Origin of the sequence: Streptomyces sp. Ac-502, assembly GCF_045222935.1 — a bacterium.
Taxonomy (GTDB): domain Bacteria; phylum Actinomycetota; class Actinomycetes; order Streptomycetales; family Streptomycetaceae; genus Streptomyces; species Streptomyces monomycini.
Map to the genome: position 1 here is coordinate 6,175,349 of NZ_JBHFFO010000001.1, position 25,602 is coordinate 6,200,950.

27 protein-coding genes are annotated in these 25,602 nt (G+C 70.6%); 12 read left to right on the top strand and 15 right to left on the bottom strand.

The features are described from left to right. Positions 1-332 precede the first annotated feature (332 nt). Positions 333-512, top strand: coding sequence for a hypothetical protein (locus ACEXOX_RS28170; RefSeq protein WP_406523958.1), 180 nt, complete (start codon positions 333-335; stop codon positions 510-512). A gap of 31 nt (positions 513-543) precedes the next feature. On the opposite strand, the gene ACEXOX_RS28175 is transcribed toward ACEXOX_RS28170, so the two are convergent. Continuing rightward, the gene (locus ACEXOX_RS28175; RefSeq protein WP_406526494.1) at positions 544-1,089 is read right to left on the bottom strand and encodes an ANTAR domain-containing protein; all 546 of its coding nucleotides are present in this window, start codon (positions 1,087-1,089) and stop codon (positions 544-546) included. Here ACEXOX_RS28175 and ACEXOX_RS28180 point away from each other — a divergent pair. Further along, the gene (locus ACEXOX_RS28180; RefSeq protein WP_406523959.1) at positions 994-1,440 is read left to right on the top strand and encodes an ANTAR domain-containing protein; all 447 of its coding nucleotides are present in this window, start codon (positions 994-996) and stop codon (positions 1,438-1,440) included. The two genes, ACEXOX_RS28175 and ACEXOX_RS28180, sit on opposite strands and share 96 nt — an antisense overlap. A gap of 185 nt (positions 1,441-1,625) precedes the next feature. Here the strand turns inward: ACEXOX_RS28180 and ACEXOX_RS28185 are convergent, their stop codons facing one another. The 6 genes from ACEXOX_RS28185 to ACEXOX_RS28210 all read right to left on the bottom strand — a co-directional run bounded on the left by ACEXOX_RS28185 (position 1,626) and on the right by ACEXOX_RS28210 (position 7,323). Continuing rightward, positions 1,626-1,883, bottom strand: a complete 258-nt coding sequence (locus ACEXOX_RS28185) for an ANTAR domain-containing protein (RefSeq protein ID WP_406523960.1) — start codon at positions 1,881-1,883, stop codon at positions 1,626-1,628. Then, a complete protein-coding gene (locus ACEXOX_RS28190; protein ID WP_406523961.1) occupies positions 1,880-2,341 on the bottom strand; it encodes a hypothetical protein in 462 nt (153 codons plus the stop codon). The genes ACEXOX_RS28185 and ACEXOX_RS28190 overlap by 4 nt, the downstream gene beginning before the upstream one ends. A 395-nt stretch (positions 2,342-2,736) precedes the next feature. Beyond that, a complete protein-coding gene (locus ACEXOX_RS28195; protein ID WP_406523962.1) occupies positions 2,737-3,147 on the bottom strand; it encodes an ATP-binding protein in 411 nt (136 codons plus the stop codon). A 1,098-nt stretch (positions 3,148-4,245) separates the two neighbouring features. Further along, entirely contained in the window at positions 4,246-5,043 is a 798-nt protein-coding gene (locus ACEXOX_RS28200) for an ATP-binding cassette domain-containing protein (RefSeq protein ID WP_406523963.1), read from the bottom strand. Positions 5,044-5,729: 686 nt separating this feature from the next. Further along, on the bottom strand, positions 5,730-5,918 hold the full coding sequence (locus ACEXOX_RS28205; RefSeq protein WP_406523964.1) for a hypothetical protein: 189 nt from the start codon (positions 5,916-5,918) through the stop codon (positions 5,730-5,732). Positions 5,919-5,946: 28 nt separating this feature from the next. Further along, positions 5,947-7,323, bottom strand: coding sequence for a hypothetical protein (locus tag ACEXOX_RS28210; RefSeq protein WP_406523965.1), 1,377 nt, complete (start codon positions 7,321-7,323; stop codon positions 5,947-5,949). A gap of 363 nt (positions 7,324-7,686) precedes the next feature. Between ACEXOX_RS28210 and ACEXOX_RS28215 the strand changes: the two genes are divergently transcribed. The 10 genes from ACEXOX_RS28215 (at position 7,687) to ACEXOX_RS28260 (ending at position 19,686) form a co-directional block, all read left to right on the top strand. Beyond that, positions 7,687-8,697 (top strand): polyketide synthase, encoded by a 1,011-nt coding sequence (locus ACEXOX_RS28215; RefSeq protein WP_406523966.1) that lies wholly within the window; start codon positions 7,687-7,689, stop codon positions 8,695-8,697. Then, on the top strand, positions 8,616-14,042 hold the full coding sequence (locus ACEXOX_RS28220; RefSeq protein ID WP_406523967.1) for an SDR family NAD(P)-dependent oxidoreductase: 5,427 nt from the start codon (positions 8,616-8,618) through the stop codon (positions 14,040-14,042). The genes ACEXOX_RS28215 and ACEXOX_RS28220 overlap by 82 nt, the downstream gene beginning before the upstream one ends. Positions 14,043-14,047: 5 nt before the next feature. Continuing rightward, positions 14,048-14,257 (top strand): DUF5988 family protein, encoded by a 210-nt coding sequence (locus ACEXOX_RS28225; protein ID WP_244955176.1) that lies wholly within the window; start codon positions 14,048-14,050, stop codon positions 14,255-14,257. A 57-nt stretch (positions 14,258-14,314) separates the two neighbouring features. Further along, on the top strand, positions 14,315-15,193 hold the full coding sequence (locus ACEXOX_RS28230) for an SDR family NAD(P)-dependent oxidoreductase (protein WP_406523968.1): 879 nt from the start codon (positions 14,315-14,317) through the stop codon (positions 15,191-15,193). Positions 15,194-15,244: 51 nt separating this feature from the next. Beyond that, complete coding sequence (locus tag ACEXOX_RS28235) at positions 15,245-15,502, top strand: hypothetical protein (protein WP_125045537.1); 258 nt, start codon at positions 15,245-15,247, stop codon at positions 15,500-15,502. Positions 15,503-15,537: 35 nt separating this feature from the next. After that, positions 15,538-17,076 carry an ABC1 kinase family protein gene (locus ACEXOX_RS28240; protein ID WP_406523969.1) on the top strand — a complete coding sequence of 513 codons (1,539 nt, stop codon included), beginning with the start codon at positions 15,538-15,540 and terminating at the stop codon, positions 17,074-17,076. 289 nt (positions 17,077-17,365) lie between these two features. After that, positions 17,366-17,818 carry a wax ester/triacylglycerol synthase domain-containing protein gene (locus tag ACEXOX_RS28245; RefSeq protein WP_406523970.1) on the top strand — a complete coding sequence of 151 codons (453 nt, stop codon included), beginning with the start codon at positions 17,366-17,368 and terminating at the stop codon, positions 17,816-17,818. Positions 17,819-18,371: 553 nt separating this feature from the next. Next, complete coding sequence (locus tag ACEXOX_RS28250) at positions 18,372-18,539, top strand: WS/DGAT domain-containing protein (protein WP_406523971.1); 168 nt, start codon at positions 18,372-18,374, stop codon at positions 18,537-18,539. A gap of 53 nt (positions 18,540-18,592) precedes the next feature. After that, on the top strand, positions 18,593-19,240 hold the full coding sequence (locus ACEXOX_RS28255; RefSeq protein WP_406523972.1) for an alpha/beta fold hydrolase: 648 nt from the start codon (positions 18,593-18,595) through the stop codon (positions 19,238-19,240). Then, positions 19,225-19,686: an alpha/beta fold hydrolase gene (locus ACEXOX_RS28260; protein WP_406523973.1), complete on the top strand. Its 462-nt coding sequence runs from the start codon at positions 19,225-19,227 to the stop codon at positions 19,684-19,686. Before ACEXOX_RS28255 ends, ACEXOX_RS28260 begins: the two co-directional genes overlap by 16 nt. Before the next feature lie 735 nt (positions 19,687-20,421). Here ACEXOX_RS28260 and ACEXOX_RS28265 read toward each other — a convergent pair. The 8 genes from ACEXOX_RS28265 to ACEXOX_RS28300 all read right to left on the bottom strand — a co-directional run bounded on the left by ACEXOX_RS28265 (position 20,422) and on the right by ACEXOX_RS28300 (position 25,502). Beyond that, positions 20,422-21,021, bottom strand: coding sequence for a hypothetical protein (locus ACEXOX_RS28265; protein WP_406523974.1), 600 nt, complete (start codon positions 21,019-21,021; stop codon positions 20,422-20,424). A gap of 54 nt (positions 21,022-21,075) precedes the next feature. Beyond that, positions 21,076-21,243, bottom strand: a complete 168-nt coding sequence (locus ACEXOX_RS28270; protein ID WP_406523975.1) for a hypothetical protein — start codon at positions 21,241-21,243, stop codon at positions 21,076-21,078. Between the two features lie 98 nt (positions 21,244-21,341). Continuing rightward, the gene (locus ACEXOX_RS28275; RefSeq protein WP_125045532.1) at positions 21,342-21,815 is read right to left on the bottom strand and encodes a phage tail protein; all 474 of its coding nucleotides are present in this window, start codon (positions 21,813-21,815) and stop codon (positions 21,342-21,344) included. Between the two features lie 646 nt (positions 21,816-22,461). Continuing rightward, positions 22,462-22,884 (bottom strand): DUF6087 family protein, encoded by a 423-nt coding sequence (locus tag ACEXOX_RS28280; RefSeq protein ID WP_371858695.1) that lies wholly within the window; start codon positions 22,882-22,884, stop codon positions 22,462-22,464. Then, entirely contained in the window at positions 22,881-23,825 is a 945-nt protein-coding gene (locus tag ACEXOX_RS28285; protein ID WP_406523976.1) for a hypothetical protein, read from the bottom strand. Before ACEXOX_RS28285 ends, ACEXOX_RS28280 begins: the two co-directional genes overlap by 4 nt. A 62-nt stretch (positions 23,826-23,887) precedes the next feature. Next, complete coding sequence (locus ACEXOX_RS28290) at positions 23,888-24,739, bottom strand: Scr1 family TA system antitoxin-like transcriptional regulator (RefSeq protein WP_406523977.1); 852 nt, start codon at positions 24,737-24,739, stop codon at positions 23,888-23,890. Positions 24,740-24,763: 24 nt separating this feature from the next. Continuing rightward, positions 24,764-25,288 carry a DUF6879 family protein gene (locus ACEXOX_RS28295; RefSeq protein WP_406523978.1) on the bottom strand — a complete coding sequence of 175 codons (525 nt, stop codon included), beginning with the start codon at positions 25,286-25,288 and terminating at the stop codon, positions 24,764-24,766. Continuing rightward, positions 25,257-25,502: a hypothetical protein gene (locus ACEXOX_RS28300; protein ID WP_406523979.1), complete on the bottom strand. Its 246-nt coding sequence runs from the start codon at positions 25,500-25,502 to the stop codon at positions 25,257-25,259. Before ACEXOX_RS28300 ends, ACEXOX_RS28295 begins: the two co-directional genes overlap by 32 nt. Positions 25,503-25,602: the final 100 nt, after the last annotated feature.

Below are 25,602 nucleotides of genomic sequence, written 5' to 3' on the forward strand. Positions count from 1 at the left end.
TCTCCCGCTAACGCCGGACTTCGGGCCCGGGCGGCTTCGCCCGGACCCGAAGCGCCATCCGGTGAAGCACCTGGGGGATGACAGTGATGTGAGGTGAGTTCAGCTGTTCACCCTGCCGTGTGCAGCTGTAGGGGCCGCGCCAGCACCTTCATCTAAGGTTCACCTTCGGCGGCAACGTCGTCGAGACCGGCACCGACTCCTACCGCCTCGCCAGTACCAGGGTACAGGCCGCCACATCAGGTTGCCCCTGTGGGTTCCGCTGGGCGCAGGTCACACTGGAGAGGTCAAGGATGGTGAGGCATGTGGATACGAGGCTGGTCAGGCAGGCTCTCATGCGGCGCAGGGCCGAACGGATGTACCAGGCGGCCCGGGAAGCCGGTGTCCGGGCTTCGGCGTTGAGTGCCGCCGCGGCCGTCTCCCGCCTGGACGCACAGCGCATGAGCGGCAACAACCAGCGCACCCTCGCGGCGGCCCGCGCCGGCCGGCGGAAGAACAGCGACGCGTCTTCCTGATGAGGCTGCCCCGGGCACCGGCACCGGCCCTTCATCCTGCCCGAGCGTGCAAGGGGCCCGGCGGTTGCGAGGCACCCACGACGACGTGCCGAGACACGTGAGCAGAGGCAGACGGTGTGGAAGCGGACTCTGGGGGCCGGCGTGGCGCTGGATGCGGGCCGTTCCTGGCACGGGGGCGGCCACCCGGAGTCAGGGTCTGGGATGCCGGGCAGCCTGACCGACTGCGGGGGTTCGGCACCCGGCTGCCCCCGACGCTACGCGCCTTCGAGGCCGCCCACTTGGCGCCGGGTGTCGGCACGCATATTCGGCTGGTATCCGCCTCGGTGTCGGCTCCTGGCAGCGGGCTCTGCCGGATGACGGCCCGGGGCGTCGCGGCGCGTACGCCGTCACGCGGTTGCGGTGCCCGCGGGCGGGGGAGGGTGACGGTGCCGTCGACGATGTCGCGGCAGAGGTCGGTCAGGCGCAGGTGATGGTGGCGGGCGTGGGCGCGTATGCGGCGGAAGGCGGTGTCGGGGTCGGTGGGGTGGCGGGCAGTGAGGAACCCTTTGGCCTGTTCGATGACGGTGCGGTTGTCCAGGGCGTGCTCAACCTCTTCCGCCGCACCCCCGGCCCGCTGCCGGCGGAGGACCGGGACACCGCCCGGGCCCTGGCCGACGCCACCGCCATCTCCCTGCTGCTGCAAAGCGCCCTCGATGAACACCGCACCGTCCGCGCCCAGCTCGAAAAAGCCCTGGACACCCGCACCATCATCGAACAGGCCAAAGGCTTCCTGACCGCCCGCCACGAAACCGACCCCGACACCGCCTTCCACCACCTGCGCGCCCACGCCCGCCACCACCACCTGCGCCTGGTCGACCTCGCCCGCGACATCGTCAACAGCACCACCACCCTGCCGCCCCCGGACACCGACAAGACCCCCACCCCCTGAAACCTGAGCCCCAACATGGGCCCGAGCCACACGAGTCCGGCTGCCCGGCCGGGCACGGCGGCCACGACGGATCGCCACATACAGCTTGACCTTGTGCACCGATATGCGCATCCAGACCCTCAACGGGAGCAGCACACCCAGCGACAGACGCCTCTGCTGTTCACCTGCATAACCACTGCCCGGGTTCACTCTCGCCGGGGCGCGTCCCGGCTGCTGAGGATGTCCTGCGCGAGGACGGGCAGCGGGCGTCCGGTGGTGAAGGCGATGGCGCGCAGGCGGGCGAAGGCGTCGGTGACCGAGGTATCCAGAAGGTCGGCCAGCAGACCGCTGGCCCGGTAGGTGGTCTCCCAGTGCGCGTCCAGGGTTTCGGCAGGCTCCCACGGCAGGGCCTCGCCGGCCGCGAGGCGGGGCAGGCAGAAGTCGGCGATGGCGCCCGCGGTCACCTCCAGGGCTGCGGCGGTGTGGGCCAGGACCGTCGCGTCCAGGCGGTGCGGCCGGTAGCGCAGGCACTGTGCGGTGCCGAGGATGTGGGAGCCGAGGGTGAGGGGAAGGCGTAGACGGCGGCGACGTGTGCGGCTTCCTCGTGCAGGCGCGGCGCGAAGAAGGGGTAGGGCATCGGCCGGGCGCGCAGGTCCGGGTAGAGAACCGGCCGGCCGGTGGCTGCCGCCTCGGTCCCGGGGCCTTCGCCGGTCTCGAACTGAACCTCTTCCAGGCGCAGCGCCGCCGGGCCGCAGGCGCCCAGCAGCTGGCGGCACTCCCGGCTGGTGAACAGGCACAGGGCCACCTCGTCCACCGGCAGACCTTGGCGCAGCGCCGTGCACAGCCGCCGGGGCAGTTGCGCGTGGTCGTGCGGGCGGGCGGCGGCGTGCACCAGGCGCACCGCATCAAAGCCGGGCTTCATGTGCTGGTTGTCCTTGTCTCGGCGAACACCGGGGTAAGTCATGTGCCGCGCGCGCACGACAGGGCGTGCTCCGGGCCGAACCGGCACTCGCCGGGCACCTCCTGGAGGCCGCCGGTGCCGGCCTCGGCCTCTGGCGGTGCCCGTGCCCGGCAGGCCGGGGCGCCGCCGGGACGCAGGGTGTCGGGCGAGTTGGCTGGGATCGGGCCGGACCTTGCTGACAGGCCGTGGCAAGCTGCCCTTAAAGCTCCCCGCGGAGGAGCCGAAGGTCGCCGCCGAAGACCGGCAGTGACCGGGCGCGAGACCGGAACCCCCGCCCGCTCTCGCGCCCCTTGCCTTCCCCGGCACGCCTCGACGGCGCTTCCGCCAGCGCGGCGGTGCACGCACGAGGCTGCGGGCTAGGCTGCGCCGAGGGTGGCGCGGACGGTCTTGCCGCCGCCGGGGTCGTCGAGGACGGCCAGGTCCGTCGACAGCGCGTCGACGAGAAACAGGCCGCGGCCGCCCTCCTCGTCCGCGGTGGCCGGACGGGCCCGGGGGTGCGCCGGGTCGTCGTCGTGGACTTCGATGCTCAGAAACCCGCCCCCGCCGCACAGGCGCAGACGGCAGTCGCTGCGAGCATGGCGGGTGGCGTTGGAGACCAGCTCGGTGACCACCAGCTGGGCGGCGTCCGTATCGACCAGGCGGCAGGCGGACCCGGGCCGGTCCAGGTATAAGCCGGTCAGGCGCCGGGCCCAGGACGCGGAGCGCGCAGCGGGCGGCAGCAGGTACTCGGCCCGCAGGACGCGCTGAAGAGGGGAAAGCATCTGCATGACCGGCTCCCGGTGTCGTGGTCCTGCCGTACGAGTGCCCCACCCCGCCACGAACACCCGCCCACCCCGCACCCGCCAACGGCGCCGAAGGCGAAGGCCACCCGCACGCCGGGGCGTATGCACCGGCGTGCGGAGGCCGGGACGGGTGCTGACGGGCAGTCCGATCGCGTGGCCCGGTCAGCGGCGCAGGGCGACCACTGTGCTCCTGATGACGTCTTCCTTGGAGCGGGCCGGGGCCCGGCCTGTGAAGACGGCGGACACTGGGCTGTCGTCGGCACGGCTGAACTGGGTGAGGCCGCCTTGCCGACTGAAGCTGAAGTTCAGCTAGACGCTGTGCGTCCGAAGCGCCTTGTGGGCATGGCCGGTGGGGCAGGCGGCGACGCTGTCCGCGACGCGGACGCCCATCAGCCCGAGTCTGTCCGGCGCATCGGCGCCTCCTTGGCTGCCGTAGCGTGAGCGGTATCCATCCATCCGAGCTGCTGGCTGCTCTCGGACCCAGCTCCGCCCCGACTCCGGGGCGGAGCTGTTCAACGTGGCCGTGTGATCAACTTGGCCCTGGCCCGTGACGTACAGACGGGGCAGACTGCCCGCATGGGTCGAAATATGAGCCAAAGGGCTGAGAGGCCGCCCATGGTGCCGTGCTGGTTAACCTGGTCGGGCGCCAACCCGACCGTCTCGTTTGAGCGCGGAAGCGGTAGTCGGAAGAGACTCGTCTTCCCGAGGGACTTCGTGCAGCTACGGCGGATCCCGCGTGTCCTTCAGGCAGGGCAGGCCATCCAGCTTTATGTGTCCGAAGGGCGAGTGGCCTTCCACGCAGAGCAGGGACGCCTCGTGTCGGTTCGAGTCCCAGCGGACCCGGGCTGGCACCGGCGGTGGGAGGCGGCATACGAGCGCGCGCTGACCCGGACCAGCCTGAAGCGACGCCGTAGGCTCAGCGAGACCTGCGCGACGCCTCGGTCGTCAGATGGGTACGAGGAGCGTTTTCCCTCACGGAGTGTGCGCGCCGTATCGGGCGGCCTTCCGACACTGGGACGGCGTGCGAGGTAGGAACTTTCCGGCGTATTGGGAGCCGGGCGCCCAGGGGCATTGGCCATTTTCTCATGTGACCGTTGGGCCCTTCTGGAGCGGCACGGCGCGCTCATCATCGTCTGAGGCGAACTGGGCACGCTGAATCTCGTACATGTCCCGAAACCTGCCGTCCGGGACCGTAGCCGGGTCCATCAGCTCAGCGAACGTGCCGGACTCGGCTACCCGGCCGTCTTCCATGAGGTAGATGAGGTCGGCGGAGCGTACGGAGTGCAGGCGGTGGGTGATGAGCACGACGGTCTGCCCGCCGGCGGCCAGGGCCCGGATTCTGGTGAACGCCTGCTGCTCGGCTTTGGCGTCGAGCGCGGCGGTCGGCTCGTCCACCACGAGGATCTGCCCGGCTCGGAAGTGGGCGCGAGCGATCCCGAGCTTCTGCCACTGCCCGCCTGACAAGCTATGGCCGTCCTGGTAGCCGCGGGCCAGCAGGGTGTCCCAGCCGCGTGGCAGGTCCTCGATCAGGTCCTCGGCGTCCGCGTGCCGCACCCCGGCCGTGAGCCGTTCTTCGGCCGGGTCCGCGTCGGTGCGGCCGATCGCGACGTTCATGCGGGCGGTCAGCGGCCAGTGGTAGAAGTCCTGGGAGACGTTGGCGATGCGGGAGAACCAGGCTTGCCGCTCGATCTCGCTCGTGGGTACGCCGCCGACCAGGACCTGGCCCTCATCGGGAAGGTAGAGGCCGGCGAGGAGCTTGGCGGCGGTGGACTTGCCGGAACCGTTCTCCCCGACCAAAGCCACCGTCGCACCGGCCGGGATATGCAGGTCCACGCCGTCGAGCGCGGGTTTGTTGTCCTTGCCCGGATAGGTGAAGGACATCTTCTCGAAGCGGACCCCGTCGACGTGCTCGGGTACGGGCGGCCCGTGGTGGGGATGGCGCGTCGGTCGGCCTCGTCCTGAATGTGCTCCAGGTCCCCGACGAACAGGCTCTCTTCGTTGAGGTAGTTGATCTGTCGGACGAGGCTGGTCAGGGAGCTGGTGGCGGTGCGAATCGCAATGATGGCGGTGCCGCCCACCGGAATCCGACGGGTTCCAGGAATCTCGAAGCCAGTGACTCACGAACCCGAGGGGTGCTGTCTCGCAGGGGTCAGCGTTGCCCTCGGGTTCGATTGCAGCCCGCCGCGAGCACAGGGGGCCTGGGGAGGGGGTGAGCGAGACCTGTACGGCTTTGGCCCGGTCAAGTTCTCTCTGCCCGAAGGGCCGCCGTGTCATCGGCCCGGCGGCAGGTGCTCTTGGCATCGGTGTGGCCCAGAGCCGTGTGCCTCCGGCCTCGGGGAACCGAGGCGGATGCAGTGGTCCGGGGTGCCACCATCGCGGACCAGGCGCTCAGCCGGCGCGGGCTGTTCGGTCAAGCGTTGTGTTGTCTAGCGTGTTGCCTGCAGCAAGACCTTCTGGTCGTCGCCGACGTGGACGGTGATATCCAGGAGGCGGCCGTGCCAGTTGGTGAATCTTCGGACATAGGCTCTCCCGGGCATGAGATGCGCCGGTTCCGGAGGCGTAGGTGGTCAGTCCTCGAACGCGGGCCGGGTGCCGTGGTTGAGGAAGCGGCCGGGCAGGGTGAGGACGTGGACGCGGGTGCGGTGGCTGGTGCTGGCGGGGTGCAGGATGAGTGCGGCGTCGAAGCCGCCGCTGCGGGTGTGGTCTTCGCCGCGGGCTCGCCCGGAGCCAGCGCCGGCGAGTGACGTGCTCGGCACTGTGTGCCGAACCAGTTCCGGCGGGACTTCAGCGGCATCCGCCCGAGAAATTCCTGAAGGAGGCGTTTCGGGACGTGTGCTGGCCACGGTCCAATACGTCTTTTGCGGGCGGATAGTTCCTGTGAGGCAGCAGGCTCTGGCGCAGGCGGGTCAGAGCCTGGTCGGCGCGCCAGGAATGCAAACAAGCGTAGAAGGCGAGGAATCTGTGCCAGTGCGTGCAGGCGGCGTCTAAATTTTTTAGGCGTAAATGAATATCGGCGGTGTGCGCATGGGAGAGGGCGAGGGATCGGTGATCGCCGGGATCTCGATGACGCGTCGAGGACTGCAGGGCTGCGAGGGCCTGGGCGTGCTGTCCCAGTGTTCGGAGGACGGCAGCTCGTTGGTAATGCAGAGCGGCGAGAGGATAGGTGTTGAAGGAACCGGTTGACGCAGCAGGCTGTTCGTGCTGGTTTTCCGCCGCCTGCATGAGTTCGCGTGCGCGCGGGGGTTGTCGGTCGTGTGCGGCTATCAAGGCTTGTTGAATGAGGATGAATGAGGTCAGCGCGGTGGGGCTGGTGGATTCGGCGGTGCGGGCAGAGTTCTCGGCCAGGACCCGGGCGTGGTGGAGGTGGCCGAGCCGGAGCGCCTGGGCGCTCATGGTGCGCAGGGTGATGGCGTAGGTCTTTCGGCACCCCGCGTGGTGGGCGAGGTTCAGTGTCAGGGTGAAGTAGCGGTGAGCCAGGTGGTGGTGGCCGGCGTCGTCGGTCATGACCGCGAGGTGGTGGGTGAGTTGGGCGGTGCAGGTGAGGAGCCGGGTTTGCTCAGGGCGGTCGGCGCGCTGGGTGAGCAGGGTGCAGATGTCGTCGGCGAGGTAGGCGGCCAGGGCGGTGCGGGCGCAGCGTCCGCCGTGGCGCTGGGTCAGGTCGGTGAACGTTTGCAAGAGCGCCTGTGGAGCGGCGGTGTCGTCGGCGCTGCTGGGCTTGGTGTGCTGGGGTAGCGGGCGCGCGAATGCGGTGGGAGCGGTGTGTGCTGTGGGGTTCAGGGTATAGGCGGCGCGCTGCAAGTCGGTGCGGTGCACGGGGTCGATGTCACTGCGAGCGAGTGCGAGCAGCTGCTGCACGGGTGAGCGGTGGTCTGCCTGGGGTGGTGACTGAGCGGCTTCGTGGGCGGTGAGCTGGGCGAGGCCGGTGTCGTGGGAGCTGACGGGGCGGCCGATGCGTCGGGTGAAGGCTTGTGCTGCCAGGGCTGGTACGGGGGCAGGAGGCCGGGATCCGCGGCGCCAGTGAGCGACGGACGCGCGGGAGTAGTTCAGTTGCAGACCTTGTGCAGCGGCCAGGGCGTTGACGGCTCGGGCCAGGGCGGCGTCGGACCAGCCGGCTTCGGTTAGCAGCGCGGTCAGGCGGGGGTTGGATCCGGTAGTCGTCACGTCGCCTCCCTGCCGACCGGGCTGTTCACAAGGCCACAAGCGTTGTCCGTGTGACGCGGGTCCGCACGTTAGGTCTTTCGGCGGTGGGTGAGTCGTAAGCCCATACCCGCCGCCGTCGGCCGTCTGTCCCGATGCGCGGCCGGAACGGAAGCCTTCCGCGGGGCAGTGCAGCACACCGTGGGCGCCGGGCTACGGGCCGGGCCCCGTGGGGTGCCGCCGTGCGCGGGGGCTTACGACCTTGTCGAACGCACGTGGTGGCGCCAGAAGCCGTACGGGTGCAGGTCTGCGGCTCTGCGGACCGGAGCTCAGGTGCGCGGCAGCGGCGGGTGCAACGAAGGCATCGACGGCTAGCGAGGAGAGGCAGTGAGCGCAGTGATACCCAGGCACGATGAGGCGGCCGGTCCGGCGGAGCCGGTGGCGGTGGTCGGGGCGGGCTGCCGACTGCCCGGCGGGGTGGCGAGTCTGGCCGGTCTGTGGCGGCTGCTGGAGGCGGAGCGGGAAGCCGTCATCGAGGTGCCGCCGGGCCGCTGGGACACCCGCCGACTGCACGCCGAGCTGCCGCCGAACACGGTAGAGCGTATCCGCCGTGGCGGTTTCCTGACGGAGGACATCACCGCGTTCGACCCGGACTTCTTCGGGATCAGCGGGCCGGAGGCACGCTGGCTGGATCCGCAGCACCGGTTGTTGCTGGAGGTCGCCTGGGAGGCATGCGAGCACGCCGGCATTCCCGTGGAGGCGCTGCGGGGCACGACCACCGGGGTGTTCACCGGTATGTACGTGCCGGATCACCTGGTGCGTTCGCACCGCACGCCGCAGGAGACCGGCCCGTACTGGATGACCGGTGCGATGCACGGGGTCGGGGCGGGCCGGCTGTCGTTCTTGATGGATCTGCACGGTCCCAGCCTGGCGGTGGACACGGCCTGTTCGTCCTCGCTGGTGGCGCTGCATCTGGCGTGTCAGAGTCTGCGGGCGCGGGAGTGTGATGCGGCGCTGGCCGCCGGGGCGTCGGTGGTCCTCAGTCCGGAAGCGATGATCTCCGAGGCCCGGTGGGACATGTTCTCGCCCACCGGCCACTGTCACTCCTTCGATGCTGCGGCGGACGGCTACGTGCGTGCCGAGGGCTGCGGCGTGGTGCTGCTCAAACGCCTCCAGGACGCGGTGCGCGACGGCGACCGCATCCTGGCGGTCGTGCGTGGCTCGGCGGTCAACCAGGACGGCCGCTCGGTGAGGCTCACGGCCCCCTCGCAGCAGGCGCAACAGCGGGTGGGGAAGCTGCGCTGGCCCGGTCTGGGGTGGATCCGGGGCAGGTGGGCATGGTGGAGGCCCACGGCGCGGGCACTGCGGTGGGTGATCCCATCGAGTTCGCGGCCCTGAATGCGGTCTACGGCCCTGGTCCGGGGCGGTGTGCGCTGGGGTCGCTGAAGTCCAATATCGGGCACACCGAGCCGGCATCGGGCATCGCCGGTCTGCTGAAGACCATCGTGTGCCTGCAGCACGGCCGCGTCCCGGCCACGCTGCACTTTCAGCGGTGGAACCCGCAGATCGACGCCGACGGTTCCCGGTTGTTCGTCCCCACCCGGTGCCAGTCCTGGCCGGTCGAGGCCGGGCCCCGGCTGGCGGCGGTGACCTCCTACGGCGTGGGCGGCACCAACGCGCACGTCATCGTCGAGCAGGCCCCGGCCCTCGCTTCCTCACCGGTCACGGGACCGGCCGCCTTGTCACGGAAGGCGGCAGCGCGGGCGCACGGAGAAGGGTCCGCGGCGGTGGCGCAGCCTACGTTTTTGCTCAGTGGCGGCTCCGGGGCGGCGCTGCGGGCCGCGTCCGGCCGGCTGGCGGAGTGGCTGGAGGACGAGGGGGCCCGGGTGCCGCTGCGTGATGTCGCGCACACGCTGGCGGTGCGCCGCTCGCACGCCCAGCAGCGGCTCGGCGTGGTGGCCGGTGGCCGCAACGCTCTGGTGGAGCGGCTGCGCGCGCACGCCACCGGTCAGCCGGCGCCGGGTCTGGTGGACGGCAAGGTGGGGAAGGTGGGCGCCGGTGCGGTGTTCGTCTACTCCGGCCACGGCTCCCAGTGGGCGGGTATGGGGCAGCGCCTGCTGGCGCACAGTGCGCCCTTCGCCGCGGCGATCGACGAACTGGAGCCGCTGCTGCAGGCGGAGGGCGGCTTCTCCCTGCGCAAGGTGCTGGCCGCGCCGGAGGTGGTGAGCGGGGTGGACCGCGTCCAGCCGGTGATCTTCGCGTATCAGATCGCGCTGACCGCGCTGTGGCAGGCCCACGGGGTGCAGCCGGCCGCGGTGATCGGGCATTCCATGGGCGAGGTGGCCGCCGTGGTCGTCGCCGGGGGCCTGAGCCTGGCCGACGGCGTGCGCGTGATCTGCCGCCGGGCCCGGCTGCTCAAGCGCACCGCCGGGCGCGGTGCCATGGCGTCCGTCCAGCTCGGCGCGGCCGAGGTGGAAGCAGAGCTGCGGCGTGCCGGGGCGGATGCGGTTTCGGTGGCGGTGGTGGCCGCCCCGCACAACACGGTCGTCTCCGGTGACGCCGGACAGGTCGGCGATCTGCTGCGGATGTGGGAGGAGCGCGGCGTCGGCGTTGCGCGCGTGCGCGTCGATGTCGCCTCGCACTCGGCGCAAATGGACCCCGTCCTCGACGATCTGCGGACGGCTCTGCGGGAGGTGACGCCCCGTACGCCCAAGCTGCACTTCTACAGCACGGTGCTCGACGACCCGCGCGCCGACGCCGCGTTCGACGCCGCCTACTGGTGCGCCAACCAGCGCCGCCCGGTGCTGTTCTCCTCCGCCATCACCACAGCCGCAGGCGACGGCCACGGCCTGTTCCTGGAGGTCAACGCGCACCCGCTGCTGACCCGCGCGGTCGAGGCGACGCTGGCCGGCGCCGGCAACACCCACGCCAGGACTGTGCCGGCCCTGCAGCGCGACGAGGACGAGTGCCTGACCTTCGCCACCCGCCTCGCGGCCGCGCACTGCGCCGGATTCCCGGTGCCATGGCAGCGCCTGCTCGAAGCCGGGCAGCTGGCCGATGTCCCACCCACCGCCTTCGAACGCCGGCCCCATCGGGTCGAGCCGTCCACGCTGACGCAGGGCTCTCCCGAGCGGCCCCACCCGCTGCTGGGAGAGCATGTCGCAGACCCGCAGGACGACGGGCGCCATCTGTGGCAGGGCGCCGTGGGTATTGGCCGCATGCCCTGGCTGGCCGACCACCGGCTGGAGGGCCTCGCGGTGCTGCCCGCCGCCTGCTACTGCGAGATGGCCCTGGCCGCCGCCGGCACCGTCTTTCCCGGCTCGCCGGGACGGGCCGAGGTCTGCGACATCGACTTCCAGCTCATGCTGCCCGTCGAGGAGCACGACACTCCCGTCACCGTGATCTGCGAGCCCGCCGACGAACACCGCGCCGACTGGCAGATGCGCTCTCGCCCGGCCGACGAGCCCTGGCAGCGCCACAGCACCGCCCGCCTCACCTGCGACACAACGCCGCCCCCGGAGCCGGCGGACCTGGCCGGGCTGCGCGCCCGGTACCGGCGGCCGGCGGACCTCGCCCCGCTCAGGGACCGCTGGCACACCGCTCACGGTCTGCAGTACGGCCCCGGCTGCCAGAGCCTGACGGCCCTCAACCTCCCGCAGCAGGGCACGGCCGGCGCCCTGGCCGAAGTGACGGTGCCCGATGCGGCCCGGCCCGGCGCGGCCTCCTACCGATGGCATCCGGTGCTGCTGGACGCCGGCCTGCAGGCGATGCTCGCCCTGTGGCACCACGCCACCGACGTGGACGACGGACACACCTTCCCCCGCGGTATCGGCCGGCTGCGCACCTACGCAGACACCACGCGGGCCCGCTGGTGCCACGTCCGGCTCGATGCCGCCCGGCCACGCGAGGCCACCGGCAGCTTCCAGCTGCTGGACGAGAGCGGGGCCGTCCTCGCCGAAGCCGAGGACGTACGGTTCGCGCACGGCGCCCCGCCGCCGGCGCAGGAGCGTTTCAACGCGCCGCTGCTGCAGCAGCGGTGGGAGCCGGTCCCGCTGGCCGCCGACACGAAAGCCGGTGGCAGCTGGCTGCTGGTCAGCAGCGACGCCGAGGATCCGCCGGCCGCCGCCTTCGCCCACGCCCTCGAAACCCGCGGCGCCACCGTCCATCGTCTGGCGGCCCCACCGCCGGCGCCCGCGTCGCACCGCCTTTTCGGCACGTTCCTGAGCCAGGCGGACGGCGGCCTCGACGGCATCATCGTGTGGCTGCCGTCGCCGCGGCCGGTGCCCGACGCGCTGGGCGCCGAGCACGCCCTGCAGCACGTCGCGCACGTCGTGCAGAGCCTGAAGGCACTGGCCGAGCACGCAGAAGACGCCCGGCCCCGCCTGACGGTGATCACGCGTGCCGCCCAGTGGGTCCGGCCCGACGACCGTCCGCACCTGGACCAGGCCGGCGTGCGCGGCCTGCTGCGCGTCCTGACCTACGAACACCCGGAACTGCTGCCCACCCTCATCGACGCCGACGGTGCCACCACCGCGGCGCATCTGGCGGACGAGGTGCTGGCCGGGCCCGAAGAGCGCGCCGACGAAGTCGCCTGGCGCGGCGCCACCCGCTACCTCGCGCGCCTGACCCACGCTCCGTTGGAGGCGCACGAGCGGCGGCGCACCGCCTGCCGCTTCGAGACGCACACCTTGACGGTGCGCTGCCGCCAGGCCCACGACGTGGGCACCGCGGAGCTGGTGCGCGGGGCCCGGCGCAGCCCCGGCCCCGGGCAGGTGCAGATCCGCGTACAGGCCACCGGCACCGCGATCCCTGCACCCGCGGGCGAACAGCCCGGACCGGACGCTGTGGAGTGCGCGGGCACGGTCAGCGCCGTGGGCCCCGACGTGCACACGGTGCGCACCGGACAGCAGGTGATCGCCGTCCTGGAACCCGCGGAGATGAGCAACTACGCGCTCGCCCGCGCCGACTGGGTGCTGCCCCTGCCCGACGGGATGCGGCCCGCCGAGGCCGCCTGCCTGCCGCTGCCCTGCCTGACCGCCTGGTACGGCCTGCGGCACCTGGCCCGGCTCGAACCCCACGAACACGTCCTGATCCATGACGCCGGGCACGGCGCCGGGCTGGCCGCCGTGCACATCGCCCGTGCCCGCAAGGCCAACGTCTGGGCCACCGCCGCCACCGCGGCCCAGCGCCGCTACCTGAACGGCATCGGCGTCTCCTGCCTTCCGTCCCCGGGTGCGCACGGCTTCGCCGACGCAGCCCGGCACGCCGCGGGAACGGCCGGGTTCCAGGTCATCTTCACCGGCTCTGCCCTTACCGCGCAGGCGCTGCGGGCCTGTCTGGATGCGCTCGCCGCTGCCGGCCGCCTCGTGGCCGCCGTCACCCCTGCCGGGGCGGAGGCGATGCGGCTGGCGTGGACGGCATTCGGCAAGGGCATCACCGTGAGCACGTTCGATTCCCGCCAGCTGCTGACCGGCGCCCCCGAAACCGTCGCCGGCGTTCTGGCCGAGGTCGGACCGGCTTTGGCCCGCGGCGACCTGCCGGCCTGGCCGTGCACCGTCTACCCGGTCACCGACGCCGCGACGGCGCTGCGCGCCGCCCCCGAGGGCCGGCACACCGGCTCCCTGGCGCTGGCCTGGCCCGGCGCCGGACCGGTCACCGCCGTCACCCCGCCGCCCGAGGTGCCGGTCGTCCGCGCCGACGCCAGCTATGTGATCACCGGCGGGCTGGGCGGCCTGGGGATGCTGGTGTGCCGCTGGCTGGCCGGGCACGGCGCGGGCACCGTCGTCGTCAACAGCCGCTCGGCCCCGTCCGCCGAGACCGCCGAGGTCCTGGACGAGCTGCGCTGCGCGGGCACCCGCATCGAGGTGGTGCGCGGCGACATCGCCGCTGCTGGCACCGCCGAGAACCTGGTGCACGCGGCCGAGGCCGGCGGGATGCCGCTGCGCGGAGTGGTGCACGCCGCCATGGACCTCAAGGACGCCACCGCGACGGGTATCGACGCACAGCTGCTGGAGCAGGTCTGGCGCCCCAAGGCCTACGGAGCATGGCGGCTGCACGAGGCCACCGGTGCCCGCGAACTGGACTGGTGGGTGCTCTTCTCCTCCTTCACCTCCACCGTCGGCTCGCCCGGCCAGGGCGCCTACGCCGCCGCCAACGCCTGGCTGGACGAATTCGCCTCCTGGCGCCGGGCCCAGAACCTGCCCGCCACCGCGATCAACTGGGGCCCCTGGGCCGAGGTCGGGCGCGGCGCGCAGACCCGGGCCCGCGGCTTCGACATGATCACCCCTGAGGAGGGCATCGCGGCCCTGGAGCACCTGCTGCGCCACGACCGCCAGCGCACGGCCTACATCGCCTTGCACCCGCACGACTGGCTGGCCGCCTACCCGGCCACCGCCTCCTCGCCCTTCTTCCAGCCGCTGATCACGCCCCACAACGACACCGAGTCACCAGGCGACCTGCTGGAAGACCTCACCCGCGCCGAACAGACCCAGCGCCTGGAACGCCTGCAGGACCACATCATCGGCGAGCTCGCCGACGTGCTCAGCCGCGACGCCGAACGCATCGACCCGGGCGCCTCCTTGGTCTCCCTGGGCCTGGACTCGCTGCTGACCATCGAACTGCGCAACCGGCTCCAGCGCACGCTGCGCTGCGACATCCCGCGCACGGCCCTGTGGACCAAACCCACCCTGACCGCCCTGGCCGAGGACCTGCTCGACCGTCTCGCGCTGCCGCAGAAGGGATGAAGCACATGCCCCACACCACCGAAGCCCTGCTGGAAGGCGGACCGGACCACCTCGCCGGACGCCGCGCGGTGCCCCAGGACGACCACGGCACCGACCTGAAGATCCCCCACCTCAACCGCTACGAGCACTACGCCTTCGCCGGCACCCGCCAGGACACCGACGGCGCCACCGTGCCGGTCTTCCGCTGGACCCACCACACCTTCATCGCCGAGTAACCGCCACCGCGCCGGGCGGCCCGGCAGGCGCCGCCCGGCCTCGTCACCAGGAGCATCATGACTTCGTCCTCCCCGCCCCCGGCACTGGCCGGCGCCAGGATCCTGCTCACCGGCGCCTCCTGCGGCATCGGCCAGGCCACCGCCCAGGCCCTCGCCAAAGCCGGAGCCGACCTCGCCCTCAACGGCCGCCACGCCGAAGGACTCCAGGACGTGGCCGCACAGGTCGCCGCCGAAGGCCACGGTGCCCACCTGCTCCCGGGCGACCTCCGCGATCCCGGCGCACCTGCGCGGCTGGTCGAGGCCGCCACCACGAGCCTCGGAGGGCTCGACGCCCTGATCCACATCGCCGGGGCCTACACGGCCGACGCCGCCGGTCAATTCCGGATGGCCCCCCTGCTGCACAGCCGAGACGAGGACTGGTCGGCAGCCCTGGCCGTCAACTTCACCGCGGCCCTGCAGCTGTGCCGAAGCGCCCACCCCCACCTGATCCGATCCCCACAGCCTTCCGTGCTGCTGATGTCCTCCGCCGTGGGCCTGATGGGCGCACCGGCCGGCGAGGCGTACGCCATGACCAAGGCCGCGCAAGTCTCGCTCGTGCGCAGCCTGGCCGTGGCCTGGGGGCCACAACACATCCGCGTCAACGCCGTATGCCCCGGCATCGTGGACACCGGCGCCTTCGAAACGCTCGAAGGCGACGAGGAACTGTCCCACTGGCTGCTCAGCCGCACCCCGCTGGGCCGGTGGGCCAGCGTGCACGACGTCGCCCAGGCCGTGCTGTTCCTGACCTGCCCGGCGGCCGGCTTCATCACCGGACAGGCCCTCGCGGTCGACGGCGGCATGTCGGTCCCCGGCAGCGGATTCACCGCTCCGGACATCCCCGCATCCCGCGAGCGCGGCCCGGCCGATGAGACCCGCACACCGGCTGCCGCGCACTGACCAGCACAGCCGCATCCCTCCATGGCAGACCCGTCACTGAGGAGAATTCAGATGGCCAAGAAGAAAGTCACCGCAGGCATGGTCGTCGACCAGGTGCTCGACTACGGCAAGGACGCCGCCAAAGCGGCCCTCGACGCCGTCACCGGCAGCCGCAAGCGGCAGACGAACCAGAAGACCGACAAGCAGCAACACCAGGACCTCAGCGCCCTGACCGCGGAAATCCGCCACCTGGCACAGCACATCTCGGCTCCTGGCACGGGCCCGAAGCCCGGGGCCGCCGCGCCGGACAGCCGACCGGACGGCACCTGACCCGAGCGCCCCGCAGCGAAGTGAAGGAGGACCGCATGCCGCCGGGACGCACGCGCCGTACGGCCCGAATCCTCACCCGGTCCCTGTACGGGGAAGCCGTCCGGGCCGTACGGGCGCGTTCCGGCAGCAGCTCCCGGATCCCGGCGCACGCCCAACAGCAACAGCGGGCGCACACCATCCGGGCCACCCTGGAGGAACTGGGCCCGCTGTACGTCAAGGTGGGCCAGATCCTCGCCACCCGGCCCGACCTGGTGCCGGAGCATGTCCGCGAGGAGCTCGCCCAGCTCAACGACGAGGCCACCGCAGAGCCCTTCGCCGCCTTCGAACCGATCCTGGACGAGGAGCTCGGTCCCGACTGGCGCCGCCGGTACCCCTGCCTCCGCACCGGCCATCCCCTGGGCGCGGCCTCGCTCGCCCAGGTCTACAAGGCCACCACCACCGACGGCACCCCGTGCGTCATCAAGATCCAGCGCCCCGGCGCCCGGGCCGCCGTGGAAGCCGACATGAAGGTCCTGCGCCGGGCCGCCCGCCTCCTGGGCACGGCCGCTCCCCGCCTCAAGGAAGTCGTCAACCCCCAGGCCGTGCTGGAAGCCCTGTTCACCGTCATGCAGCCCGAGCTGGACTTCACCCGCGAAGCCACGAACATGAAAGCCGCCCGCAAAGCCGCCAAACGCTTCAAACGGCTATCGGTGCCCAAAGTCCTCGAAGCCACGCCCCGCGTCCTGGTGCAGACCTTCGCCGACGGCGTCCCCATCAACAAGATCAAACCCCACACCCTGACTCGCAAACAGCGCACCGCACTGGCGCACGACCTGATCACCTTCATGCTGCGGTCCTACTTCGTCCAGCGCACCTTCCACGCCGACCCCCACCCGGGCAACATCCTCGTCAGCGAGGCCGGCACCGCCCACCTGATCGACTGGGGCATGGTCGGCAAAATCGACCGCAACACCAGCACCGCCTTCCTGGGGGCCTTCCTCGCCCTCGCACACAACGACGGGGCGGGCATGGCCCGGCAGTGGATCAACCTCGGATCGGCGACTGCCTGGAGCGACGTCGCAGGCTTCATCAGCGATGTGTCCGCTGCTGTGCCGCACTGGGCCGACGCCTCCCTCGACGAACTCAACTTCGGCGTCGCCCTCACCGCGGTCCTGCGCTACTCCACCAGCCGGGGTATCCAGGTCACCCCGCTCGTCTCCGTCGTCGGCAAATCCGTGGCCAACATCGAAGGCTCGGTGCGCTGCATCTGCCCCGACATCAAGCTGTCCCAGGCCCTGCATGAGGCACTGCGCGACATTCTGCGGGATCTGCTGAGCGAAGTGCTCAGCACCGAGCAGGTCGCACGGGCGGTCATCGAGGGACTCACCGCCGTCGCGAAGACACCCACCCAGATGCAGGCACTGCTCGGTGACCTGGCCGCACGGCAATTCACCGTGCAGTCCCGCACCAACCTCGGTGTCCCCAAAGGGAAACAGCCGCTGCCGCACCCCACACCCCGCTCGGTGCTCACCACCGGCTTGACGGCCGCAGCGGCCGCCGCCCTGACCCGCAACCGCATCCGCCGAAGAACCTGAACCCCGTAGCCGCGCCCCGCCTGCACCGGCAAGAGCAGACAGCGTCCGGCACAGGGCCTTCCCTGCGCGCCGCCGCCTCACCGCACACCGAGACACGAGGAGACATCATGACCACGACCACCGCGCACCGACTCCGCGCCACCGCGTCCGGCACGGACATCATGAGCAGCAAAGACCACCTGACCTGGCGCGTGGAGAGCGGCACCCGCGCAAAACCGATCATCGTGGCCGTAATGTTCCTGGAAGACCGGCTGCCTTGGGAGCAGTTCGTTGCCTGGCACGGGCACCTGTGCGCGGGCATGCCCCGCATGCAAGCCCGCGTCCACGAACCCCCACCGCCTTCCGCCGCCCCCGCTGGGCCCCGGACCCCGACTTCCGCCTCGAACACCACCTGCACCACATCACCGTGGGCGGTAAAGGCACCCGCCGCGACGTCCTCGACACCGCCGCGACGCTGGCCGAAACCCCCTTCTGCCAAAACAGGTCCCCCTGGAACGGCTACCTGATCGACGGCCTGGACGACGGACGCTCCGCCTACATGCTCAAGATCTCGCACAGCATCGCCGACGGCGTCCGCCTGCGCGAGATGTTCCTGCGCCAAGCCGCCGCCCAGCAGCCGGCTGCACCCCCGCTCCGCCAGCCGCCACCGGCCCGGCCACCGCCTCCGAACGCCGTATCGCCCGACCGGTCGGTATGGCACGCCGTCTGCGCAAGGCCGCCCAGTTCGCCGCCCAAGCCCTGACCGACATCCGCGACCGGCCCTACCCCGTGCCGCCGAAGAAGACCCGCTTCGCCCGCCGCTACTACACCACCAAGGTGCCCACCGACGCGTTCAAGGGCGTCGCCGTCGCCGGCGGCGGCACCGTGCACGACGCGCTCGTCGCCGCGGTCGCCCACGGCTGCCACCGATACCACCAGGCCCGCGACATCCAGCGCCCCCGCCTGCGCGTCTTCTCCCCGTACGCCCGGCCACCGCTCACCGGCCGGCGCCCCTTCGCCCCGATGGGCAACCACTGGTTCATCGTCCGCTTCACCCTGCGCGCCGACCAGCCCGACGCCCGCCGGCGCATCAGCGAAGTACGCACCGCCGTCCAGGGGGCCTACCACCGCGACGCCGCCGACTGGATGGGCGCCGTCGCCCGCATCAGCCCCCTGCTGCCGCGGCGCTGGTTCGAGACCGGCTTCCTGCGCCTGTGCGCCTCCCATGACTTCGGCATCAGCAACATGCCCGGGCCCCGCACCCCCTGTCCGTCGGCGGCGTCCGCGCCCAGGAGATCTACGCCATCGCACCGGTCATGGGATTCGCCGTGGCCGTCACCCTGCTGTCCTACCGCGACCACTGCCACGTCACCGTCAACATCGACCCCGACGTCATCGCCGACCCCGACCTGCTCGCCCAGCACATCCACGACAGCCTCGGCGACCTCGCCACCAGCGCAGAACACCACCCCGGCCGCACCTGACCGCTCCCCGTCCCCCGGACAGCGGCGATTCCCCAAAGGCCCCGGGAGTCTGTATGACTGAACATTTCGCCACCGGCAACGGGATCAGCCTCTGCTACGAGACGATCGGAAGCCCGGGGAACCGCCCCCTTCTCCTGATCTTCGGCATGTACGGACAACTGATTTGGTGGGACGACGCCCTGTGCCGCCAACTGGCATCCGAAGGCTTCTTCGTCACCCGCTTCGACAACCGCGACAGCGGCCGCTCACAGCACCTGACCACCCCACCACACCTCCTGCGCACCGCGCTGCGCCTGACCCGGCCCGCCTACACCCTCACCGACATGGCCGAAGACGCCCTCGGGCTCCTCGACCACCTCCACATCCCCGCAGCTCACATCGTCGGAGCGTCCATGGGCGGCATGATCGCCCAAGAACTCGCCCTCCGGCACCCCCACCGAGCACTGTCCCTGACGTCGATGATGTCCACACCCCACGCACTGACCATCGGCCGCCGCACCGACCCCACCCTCCTGCCCTACCTCCTGCGCCGCCACCCCACCGACCTGGACGGCTACATCCGCACCAGCATGGCCATGCTGCGCAAGCTGTCCTCCCCCACCTGCCCTTCGACGAAAACGGCACGCGGACCCTCCTGCGCCGCAGCCACGCCCGAGGCATCGACCCCGACGGCACCCACCGCCAGATGGCAGCCGTCCTGACCGCGGCCGACCGGACCAAAGCACTGAAGAAGCTGCGCCTGCCGGCCACGGTCCTGCACGGCACCCACGACCCCCTCGTGCCCGTCGCCTGCGCCCGGGCGACAGCACGCGCCATCCCCGGAGCACGATTGCGGGTCATCCCCGGCATGGGCCATCACTTTCCCCCGAGGCGTGGCCGCACTTGCTCGACGGGCTGCACACAGCAGCACAATGAACCCTCTGACGCTGCCGTGCCCAGCACCGTGCAGTTACACGGCCACCGCATCCGCTGTCGAACGATGCACCGTGCCCCGGTGCTCACCGATCAGGGGAACAGGTACCGCATGCCCCGATCAGGTCAGTGGCTGCTCCGAGGAACCTCGGCCCCACCACGGCCCCGACCGCTGCCCCCGTACCGCGATCGCCTGCCCCGAAAGACGCCGGCAGCTGCTTGTCCTCCAGCTTAGGCAAAAGTGCATTCACCTCAGCTACCACAAATGGATCATTCATATTCCGGTTGTAGCGCACACCAAGGCGCGCACGGCGACGCCATGCTCAAACGTGGCACTTCGGACTGGTGACTCGCTGCCGGCCAGCGAAGCACACGGCCGCCCGCGAACTGCAGGAAGAGACCAGACCGCAAGCCAGCACCGGCCGCACACCGGGCCCCGGCCTTCTTACCCGACACCAAGCGCAGCATCCCCGCCTGGCAACGGCGTGCGGCAAGCAAGAAGCAGCGGCAGGTGGCAGCTGTGGTTCCCGCTGCCACGGCGCCTCGCGCCGGGGCGGGCCCGCAAGCCACCACGACACCCCATGTCGAGACGCGCTAAGCTCCGCCCCGGCCCGCACCAGCACGGAGCGTGCGGGATAGGCCCCGGTCCCCGTGACGGGACAGAGTACGGCCGGGGCCACCCCACCCGCATCCGAGATGCACGGCCCTAGGGGGCGATGGGGCCATTCTTCTTGTCCGGGTGTGCGGCCAGGACGTAGCGGGTGGCGGAGAGATTGGACAGGCCGAAGAGTTGCATCAGCCGGACGGGGTCGGCGCTGTGGCGTGCTTCGTCGTAGATCCGGTCGATGCGCAGGACGCTGGGCGGCAGCCCGAGCCGTCGGCAGGTCTTGTAGACCGTGTCGCCACTGATGCGTAGGCTTTCATCGGGCTCTCGATCCGGGGCGGTCGGATGGTTTCGTCACCCTCGACGCTAGGACCGGGAGCCCTCCTCCTCGCCGGTGCGACGCGACATGGCGGAGTCTTTGCCCGGCTCCGGCACACGCTCTCGCCCTGCCGCGTCCCGCGACGCGAACAGCCCCGGCGACACTTCCATGACCCAGCCTCGTTCACGCAGCCGCTTCAGCTTCGACCGGAACCCCTCCACCTTGGACTTGTCCGTCGACAGCCCCAGTACGGAACACAGTTGATGGGCCCGCAGCGGATGCACCGCATCGGCGAGCACCTCCACGATGTCCGCGTACGCGCGCGGCAGGGCCTCCACCCCGAGCTCGGCCGACCAGGCCGGCACCAGCCGCACCCCCACCGGCGAGCCGACCGCAAACCCCTCGGCGGCCTCCGCCGGAGCCGCACCTCCGGACTCTGCGGGCTCGGCCGTGCCGTCCGGCTCGGTGACCGGACCGTCCCCAGAAAGGATCTCCGTCATTGTCTCCCGCGTGATCTCCAGACGGGACACGGTGGCCTCCTGCTCGGCCAGGCTCGTCGTCAACTCCTCGTTCTGCTTTCGCAGTTCCGTGATCCGCTCCCGTGCGCGAGCCTCGCGACGCTCCAACTCCTCCAGCCACGAAACCATCGCCGCCCCCAAGAACCCGAACTCTGTACACGACGATCCGGCAAACCGACGCGATCAGCAACGACCCACATCGGAAAGGCTCACTCCAGGAGAGTCACACCCAAGGGCGATGACGACCCCCACATGCGCAAAGATCGCCACGAGGAACAGTGGAAGCTTCTCCCCGCCGGGCATGGCAGCGATGGATGTCTCCCAGTCCTGGGTGAGCAGCCAGCGTTCCATGGCGAGGGCGTACGCCTCGCCGTCCTGAGGATCGTCCAGGGTGGTGCCCCTCCACTGGACCAGGTCCCAGTAGGACTCCTCGCGTCCCTGCCTGCTCCCTAATCGGTGATCTCAAGGGTGAAGTACCTGATATGAAGTGCCTGACCCGAGCCGTTGCTATCGATGCGCTCCACCCATGCGCCCCCAAAGTTGTACCGCTTCATCACCCACCCCTTATCGTCGTACACCACGACGGACATGCTCTTGAGGCGCCCTTCGCGGCCGGCTATCGCGTCGTCAATCCAGCGGTCGACTACAGGGTTGTGGTACGACCCACGTTGCAGGACCAGCGTGTGGGTGTTGGTGTCCCAGCCGTTGACGGATGAGATGAATTCAACGGAAACACCGTCGAATTTCATGATGAAGGTGCTTGCACCTGGGCAGTAATTAGGATTGCAGGGGTTGTCTTCAGCGACGGCAGTGGATGCAGCGGCCGCCTCAGTCGCCAACGTGGCCCCCGTTAGCGTCAGCAGGGCCGCACTGGCGACAGCCGCCCCACGCATCGCCCAGCGCCCGCCACGAAGCACGTTCATCTCGGTCCCCTCCCGTAAAACATGTCGGATGCATGTTTCTACCCTGCAATGACGCGCCAGGCGTATACTTTTTCGGTCAATATGCCCATAGTTCTAGCCGGTTACCACCCGACTGCCCGGTTGGCGACAAGTACGCAACGTGCACAGCGGTCCCCGCTGATCGAAAGCCGCGCGAGCTTGGGACCGGCTCAGGCCAGGAGCCCGAGTTTCTGTAGGAACCGCCGCCGACGTCCTGCATGAAGTGGCACGGAGCGCGGCGTGCCTCGTCGCACAAGTAGGCCAGAACAAGCACGCGGAAGGAGCGCGCCCTCAAGGGCGCCCTCTCCGAGGACCCGGCCCGGTGCGGCAAGGACGCCTGCGATCAGGCGCTGCCGGCGTTCTGGTCGGCCATCGTCATCGACTTCATCCACGTCCTGGAGAAGGTGTGGGCTGCGGACCGGTACTTTCTCCGCACCGGAGACAAGAGCACCGAAGACTTAGTGACCGCACCTGCGCAGCAACAGCAACTTCCTCCACTACGACCAGGCACTCTCGGCCGGCTGGCCCATCGCCACCGGAATCATCGAGGGAGCAGTCAGGCACCTCATCGCCGACCGCCTCGACATCAGCGGCGCCCTCTGGGGCCTGGCCGGCGTCGAAGCTGTGCTCAAACTCCGCGCCGTCGCCGCAAACGGCGACCTCGACGCCTGCTGGTAGCACCGCCTCGCCGGCGAACATCAACGGAACTACCCAGCTGACCAGCATCGATACGCGCCCACGGCCTGACCCCGATATCACTCAGGAAGAGCCACACCCAAGCCGAATCGCGTTGTTCCACCTGTCCGTGAAGAAGTTGCTGGGCTGAGGCGTAGTCGGCAGCCGTCGTCAGTGGTGTCCACTGGTAGCCGTCGTGGCGCAGGATGAGACGAGGCGCCTCGGGGTACAGGTGAGCGGCACGTACCGGGCCCAGGGCGAGTACGACGGCACGCAGCCGCCCCACCATGCGCTGGCGGGCGTGGTCATGCCGGGCGGCAACATGTTCCAGAGAGTCGCCGGAATCATCATGCGGTCGTGGGGGCTCGCTGCTCATCGCGTCGGCTCCTTGGTCAGGAGGGGCTGGAGATCGGCGCGCAGCAGTGGTTCGGTGACTGTGGCCGGGGCGATCGGCACGGCACGGCGGGCCAGGAGGTAGACACGTTTCGTGGTGCGCTGGACCTCGCGGACCAGGTGGAAGTGCTGCGACTGGTAGTAGCGGACCAAGGCGGGGTCGAAGCAGCCGCGGCGCACCCACCGTTTGTTGTTCAGGGCGGCCCGGTGGACGGCCCACCAGGCGATGAGGGTGCCGGGCTTACGGGCGGAGTAGGCCGGGTCCGTGCACGTCGTGTACAGGTGGTCGGCTGGCTCGGCCAGTTCTCGGTCTGTCCAGCCCCAGGGCGGGCAGAAGGGCTGGATGGTGGTGCAGCCGACGAGGCGGCCCCCTCTTCCTCCAGGACCCACATGTGCCCGTCGCCTGCCTGGCAGGTGATGTTCTCGGCGGCGTCGCGCCAGCTCGGCAGGCCGCGGTCTTCCAGCCACCGGCAGCGGTTGAGGATCATGACGGTGAGGGCGGGGGCGTCGGCGGCGCTGGCCCGGCGCATGGCGAACACGGATGCCCCAGCCCGGGTCACCCGTGCGTTTCCTCGTCCGAGGGTGCGGCCGGGGGCGGTGCGGTTCGAGGAGTATGAGGCACACCTGCGCCAACGCGCGGGCGCGAGTGCGCGCCGTCCCGGCGTTGTCGGGCAGTTTCAAGAGCTTGGTGGCGTCCCGTGCGGCGGCCTGAGTCAGGGGCGCCTGCCCGGCCAGGTCCGGGGGGATGAGCAGTTCAAGGTGACCGCGCAGCGCCCGTGTCAGGTCCGGCAGGCCCGGGGCCGTCGCCCGCTGCAGGCCGAAAGCGCGGGCGCAGGTCGCATCGATGGTGGCGACGTCGATCGGCAATGCGTCGGCCTTCTCGGCGGTGACCTTGGGGACGGGCGACGCGGCGACCTCGTTCATGCCCAGGACGCTACGGCTCAGCGGAGAGGAGCCCCTAGCAAGTTCCACGAAGTTCCACGGCTTCACCCGAACGAGGCGAGTGCCGCCCTGATCCGTGCGTCAGCATCGGCTCCGTAGAGCGCCAGTTGCGACAGGTCCACGAACGCTCGCTCATAGGCGGTGACTTCGCTGGGCGCGGTGATGGTCACCTTGGCCGTCAGCAGCTCGACGTGCACCCGGTTGTCATCGAAAAGCATGAAGGTTTCCAACGGCCAGATCCGCCGGGCCCGGTCGCCGAACGGCACTACACCAAGGCACACGTTGGGCAGGATCATCACCTCCAGCAGGTAGCCGAGCTGGTCGGCCATCGCCGCAGGGTTGCCAACACCGCAGCGCAGCACGGCTTCCTCGACCAGCAGCATGAACCGCCGGCCGCTGTCGTGCAGGACGCGCGACCGGGCGGTGCGCGCGGCGACCGCCGCGGCGACGTCGTCGGGCGTGCCCTGGAACGCGGTGATGGCCGCGAGCAGATCGGTCGCATATCCGGGCGTCTGTACGAGGCCGGGCATCACGGTGGAGCAGTACACCCGAAACAGGCGGGTGGACTCGTACAGCGGCAGGGATGCTTCGTGGACCTGCCGCAGCCCGGAGCGGTGCAGGCGCCGCCACTGCACGTACAGGGTCTCGGCGTGCCGGGCGGCGGCCAACAGGTCTTCTGTTTCCTCGACGGCTCCGCAGGCCCGGCACCAGGCCCGGATATCGGCGTCGGAGGGCAGGGTGCGGGCGTTCTCGATGCGTGAGGACTTCGACTTGTACCAGCCGCACCGCTCGGCCAGCTCTTGACCGCTCAGCCCGGCCGCCCGACGCAGATCGAACAGCCGGGCGGCCAGTGCCTCGCGGGCCTGCTGCGCACTGGAGGACGGGGAAGCAGGCACGGGTCCGGTTGGGCAGTCGGCGGGTCAGATGGCGTATTCGTCGTGCGGGGCGGCCCTGCACCACACGGCTTCGAAGGCGTCCTGGCACAGCTTGGCGACCTGTGGGTTGTCGGTCACTTCCGGCCCGGCCGAACCGCCGTCTCCGGTGAAGTGGTTGAACCGCACGGCCGTACCGTCGAACAGCCAGAAGTCGTTGCCCGGCAGCGCGAGGTCCGAAGCTCTACGCCGCGGCAACCACCGCACCTGCTCACCCGCCTCGATGTTCAGCCCGGTGCCTTCGTACTCGAAGCGGATGTAGGCGCTCACCGGCTCGGACACGATCCGCGCCCGCCGCATCACCACCCCTCGGCCCACCGCGGCACGCACCAGGTCGAACCAGGCACGCCGCGCCTCACGGTCGGCGGCCACGGTCCAGGTGCCCTCGCGCCATGCCCGAAAGGGGCCGTCTTCGGAGTCGATGCCGTACGCGTCGCGCATCTCCAGATGCACCGCCGAGTGCTGGGCGGCCTCCAGCATCTCAGCGAAGCTCGGCACGCTGGTCTGCGGCATCGCACGCCTCCCTGACAATCGCCGTCATCCGCGCCGGAATCCGTACCACGGCTTCGTGCGCGGGGATCGAGCCAGCTTCCCTGCACTCGACGGTGGTTTTCCGGTCGGCCTTCCAGCCCTGAAACACCAAGTCTCCGTTGTCCTCGTCGATCCACACGGTCGGGCTCTGATCGGAGCCGGTGTTGGGGTCCTTGGCGATGAACCGTAGTGGCATCCTGCCTCCTGCGTCAGAGGAGCTGATCCGGCCGGCGGGAAACGTCAGCGACGCGCCGACGGAACGGCCTGCGCCAGGCCAGGCTTACCGTAGCGCGCAA

Bases quoted from the DNA above. Each gene is read 5' to 3' on its own strand.
- ACEXOX_RS28240 (WP_406523969.1), top strand. From the start codon at position 15,538: ATGCCGCCGGGACGCACGCGCCGTACGGCCCGAATCCTCACCCGGTCC.
- ACEXOX_RS28235 (WP_125045537.1), top strand. From the start codon at position 15,245: ATGGCCAAGAAGAAAGTCACCGCAGGCATGGTCGTCGACCAGGTGCTC.
- ACEXOX_RS28255 (WP_406523972.1), top strand. From the start codon at position 18,593: ATGACTGAACATTTCGCCACCGGCAACGGGATCAGCCTCTGCTACGAG.
- ACEXOX_RS28285 (WP_406523976.1), bottom strand. From the start codon at position 23,825: ATGAACGAGGTCGCCGCGTCGCCCGTCCCCAAGGTCACCGCCGAGAAG.
- ACEXOX_RS28275 (WP_125045532.1), bottom strand. From the start codon at position 21,815: ATGAACGTGCTTCGTGGCGGGCGCTGGGCGATGCGTGGGGCGGCTGTC.
- ACEXOX_RS28270 (WP_406523975.1), bottom strand. From the start codon at position 21,243: ATGGAACGCTGGCTGCTCACCCAGGACTGGGAGACATCCATCGCTGCC.
- ACEXOX_RS28265 (WP_406523974.1), bottom strand. From the start codon at position 21,021: ATGGTTTCGTGGCTGGAGGAGTTGGAGCGTCGCGAGGCTCGCGCACGG.
- ACEXOX_RS28195 (WP_406523962.1), bottom strand. From the start codon at position 3,147: ATGCAGATGCTTTCCCCTCTTCAGCGCGTCCTGCGGGCCGAGTACCTG.
- ACEXOX_RS28200 (WP_406523963.1), bottom strand. From the start codon at position 5,043: ATGTCCTTCACCTATCCGGGCAAGGACAACAAACCCGCGCTCGACGGC.
- ACEXOX_RS28230 (WP_406523968.1), top strand. From the start codon at position 14,315: ATGACTTCGTCCTCCCCGCCCCCGGCACTGGCCGGCGCCAGGATCCTG.
- ACEXOX_RS28295 (WP_406523978.1), bottom strand. From the start codon at position 25,288: ATGCCGCAGACCAGCGTGCCGAGCTTCGCTGAGATGCTGGAGGCCGCC.
- ACEXOX_RS28260 (WP_406523973.1), top strand. From the start codon at position 19,225: ATGGCAGCCGTCCTGACCGCGGCCGACCGGACCAAAGCACTGAAGAAG.
- ACEXOX_RS28300 (WP_406523979.1), bottom strand. From the start codon at position 25,502: ATGCCACTACGGTTCATCGCCAAGGACCCCAACACCGGCTCCGATCAG.
- ACEXOX_RS28190 (WP_406523961.1), bottom strand. From the start codon at position 2,341: ATGAAGCCCGGCTTTGATGCGGTGCGCCTGGTGCACGCCGCCGCCCGC.
- ACEXOX_RS28280 (WP_371858695.1), bottom strand. From the start codon at position 22,884: ATGAGCAGCGAGCCCCCACGACCGCATGATGATTCCGGCGACTCTCTG.
- ACEXOX_RS28225 (WP_244955176.1), top strand. From the start codon at position 14,048: ATGCCCCACACCACCGAAGCCCTGCTGGAAGGCGGACCGGACCACCTC.
- ACEXOX_RS28170 (WP_406523958.1), top strand. From the start codon at position 333: ATGCGGCGCAGGGCCGAACGGATGTACCAGGCGGCCCGGGAAGCCGGT.
- ACEXOX_RS28250 (WP_406523971.1), top strand. From the start codon at position 18,372: ATGGGATTCGCCGTGGCCGTCACCCTGCTGTCCTACCGCGACCACTGC.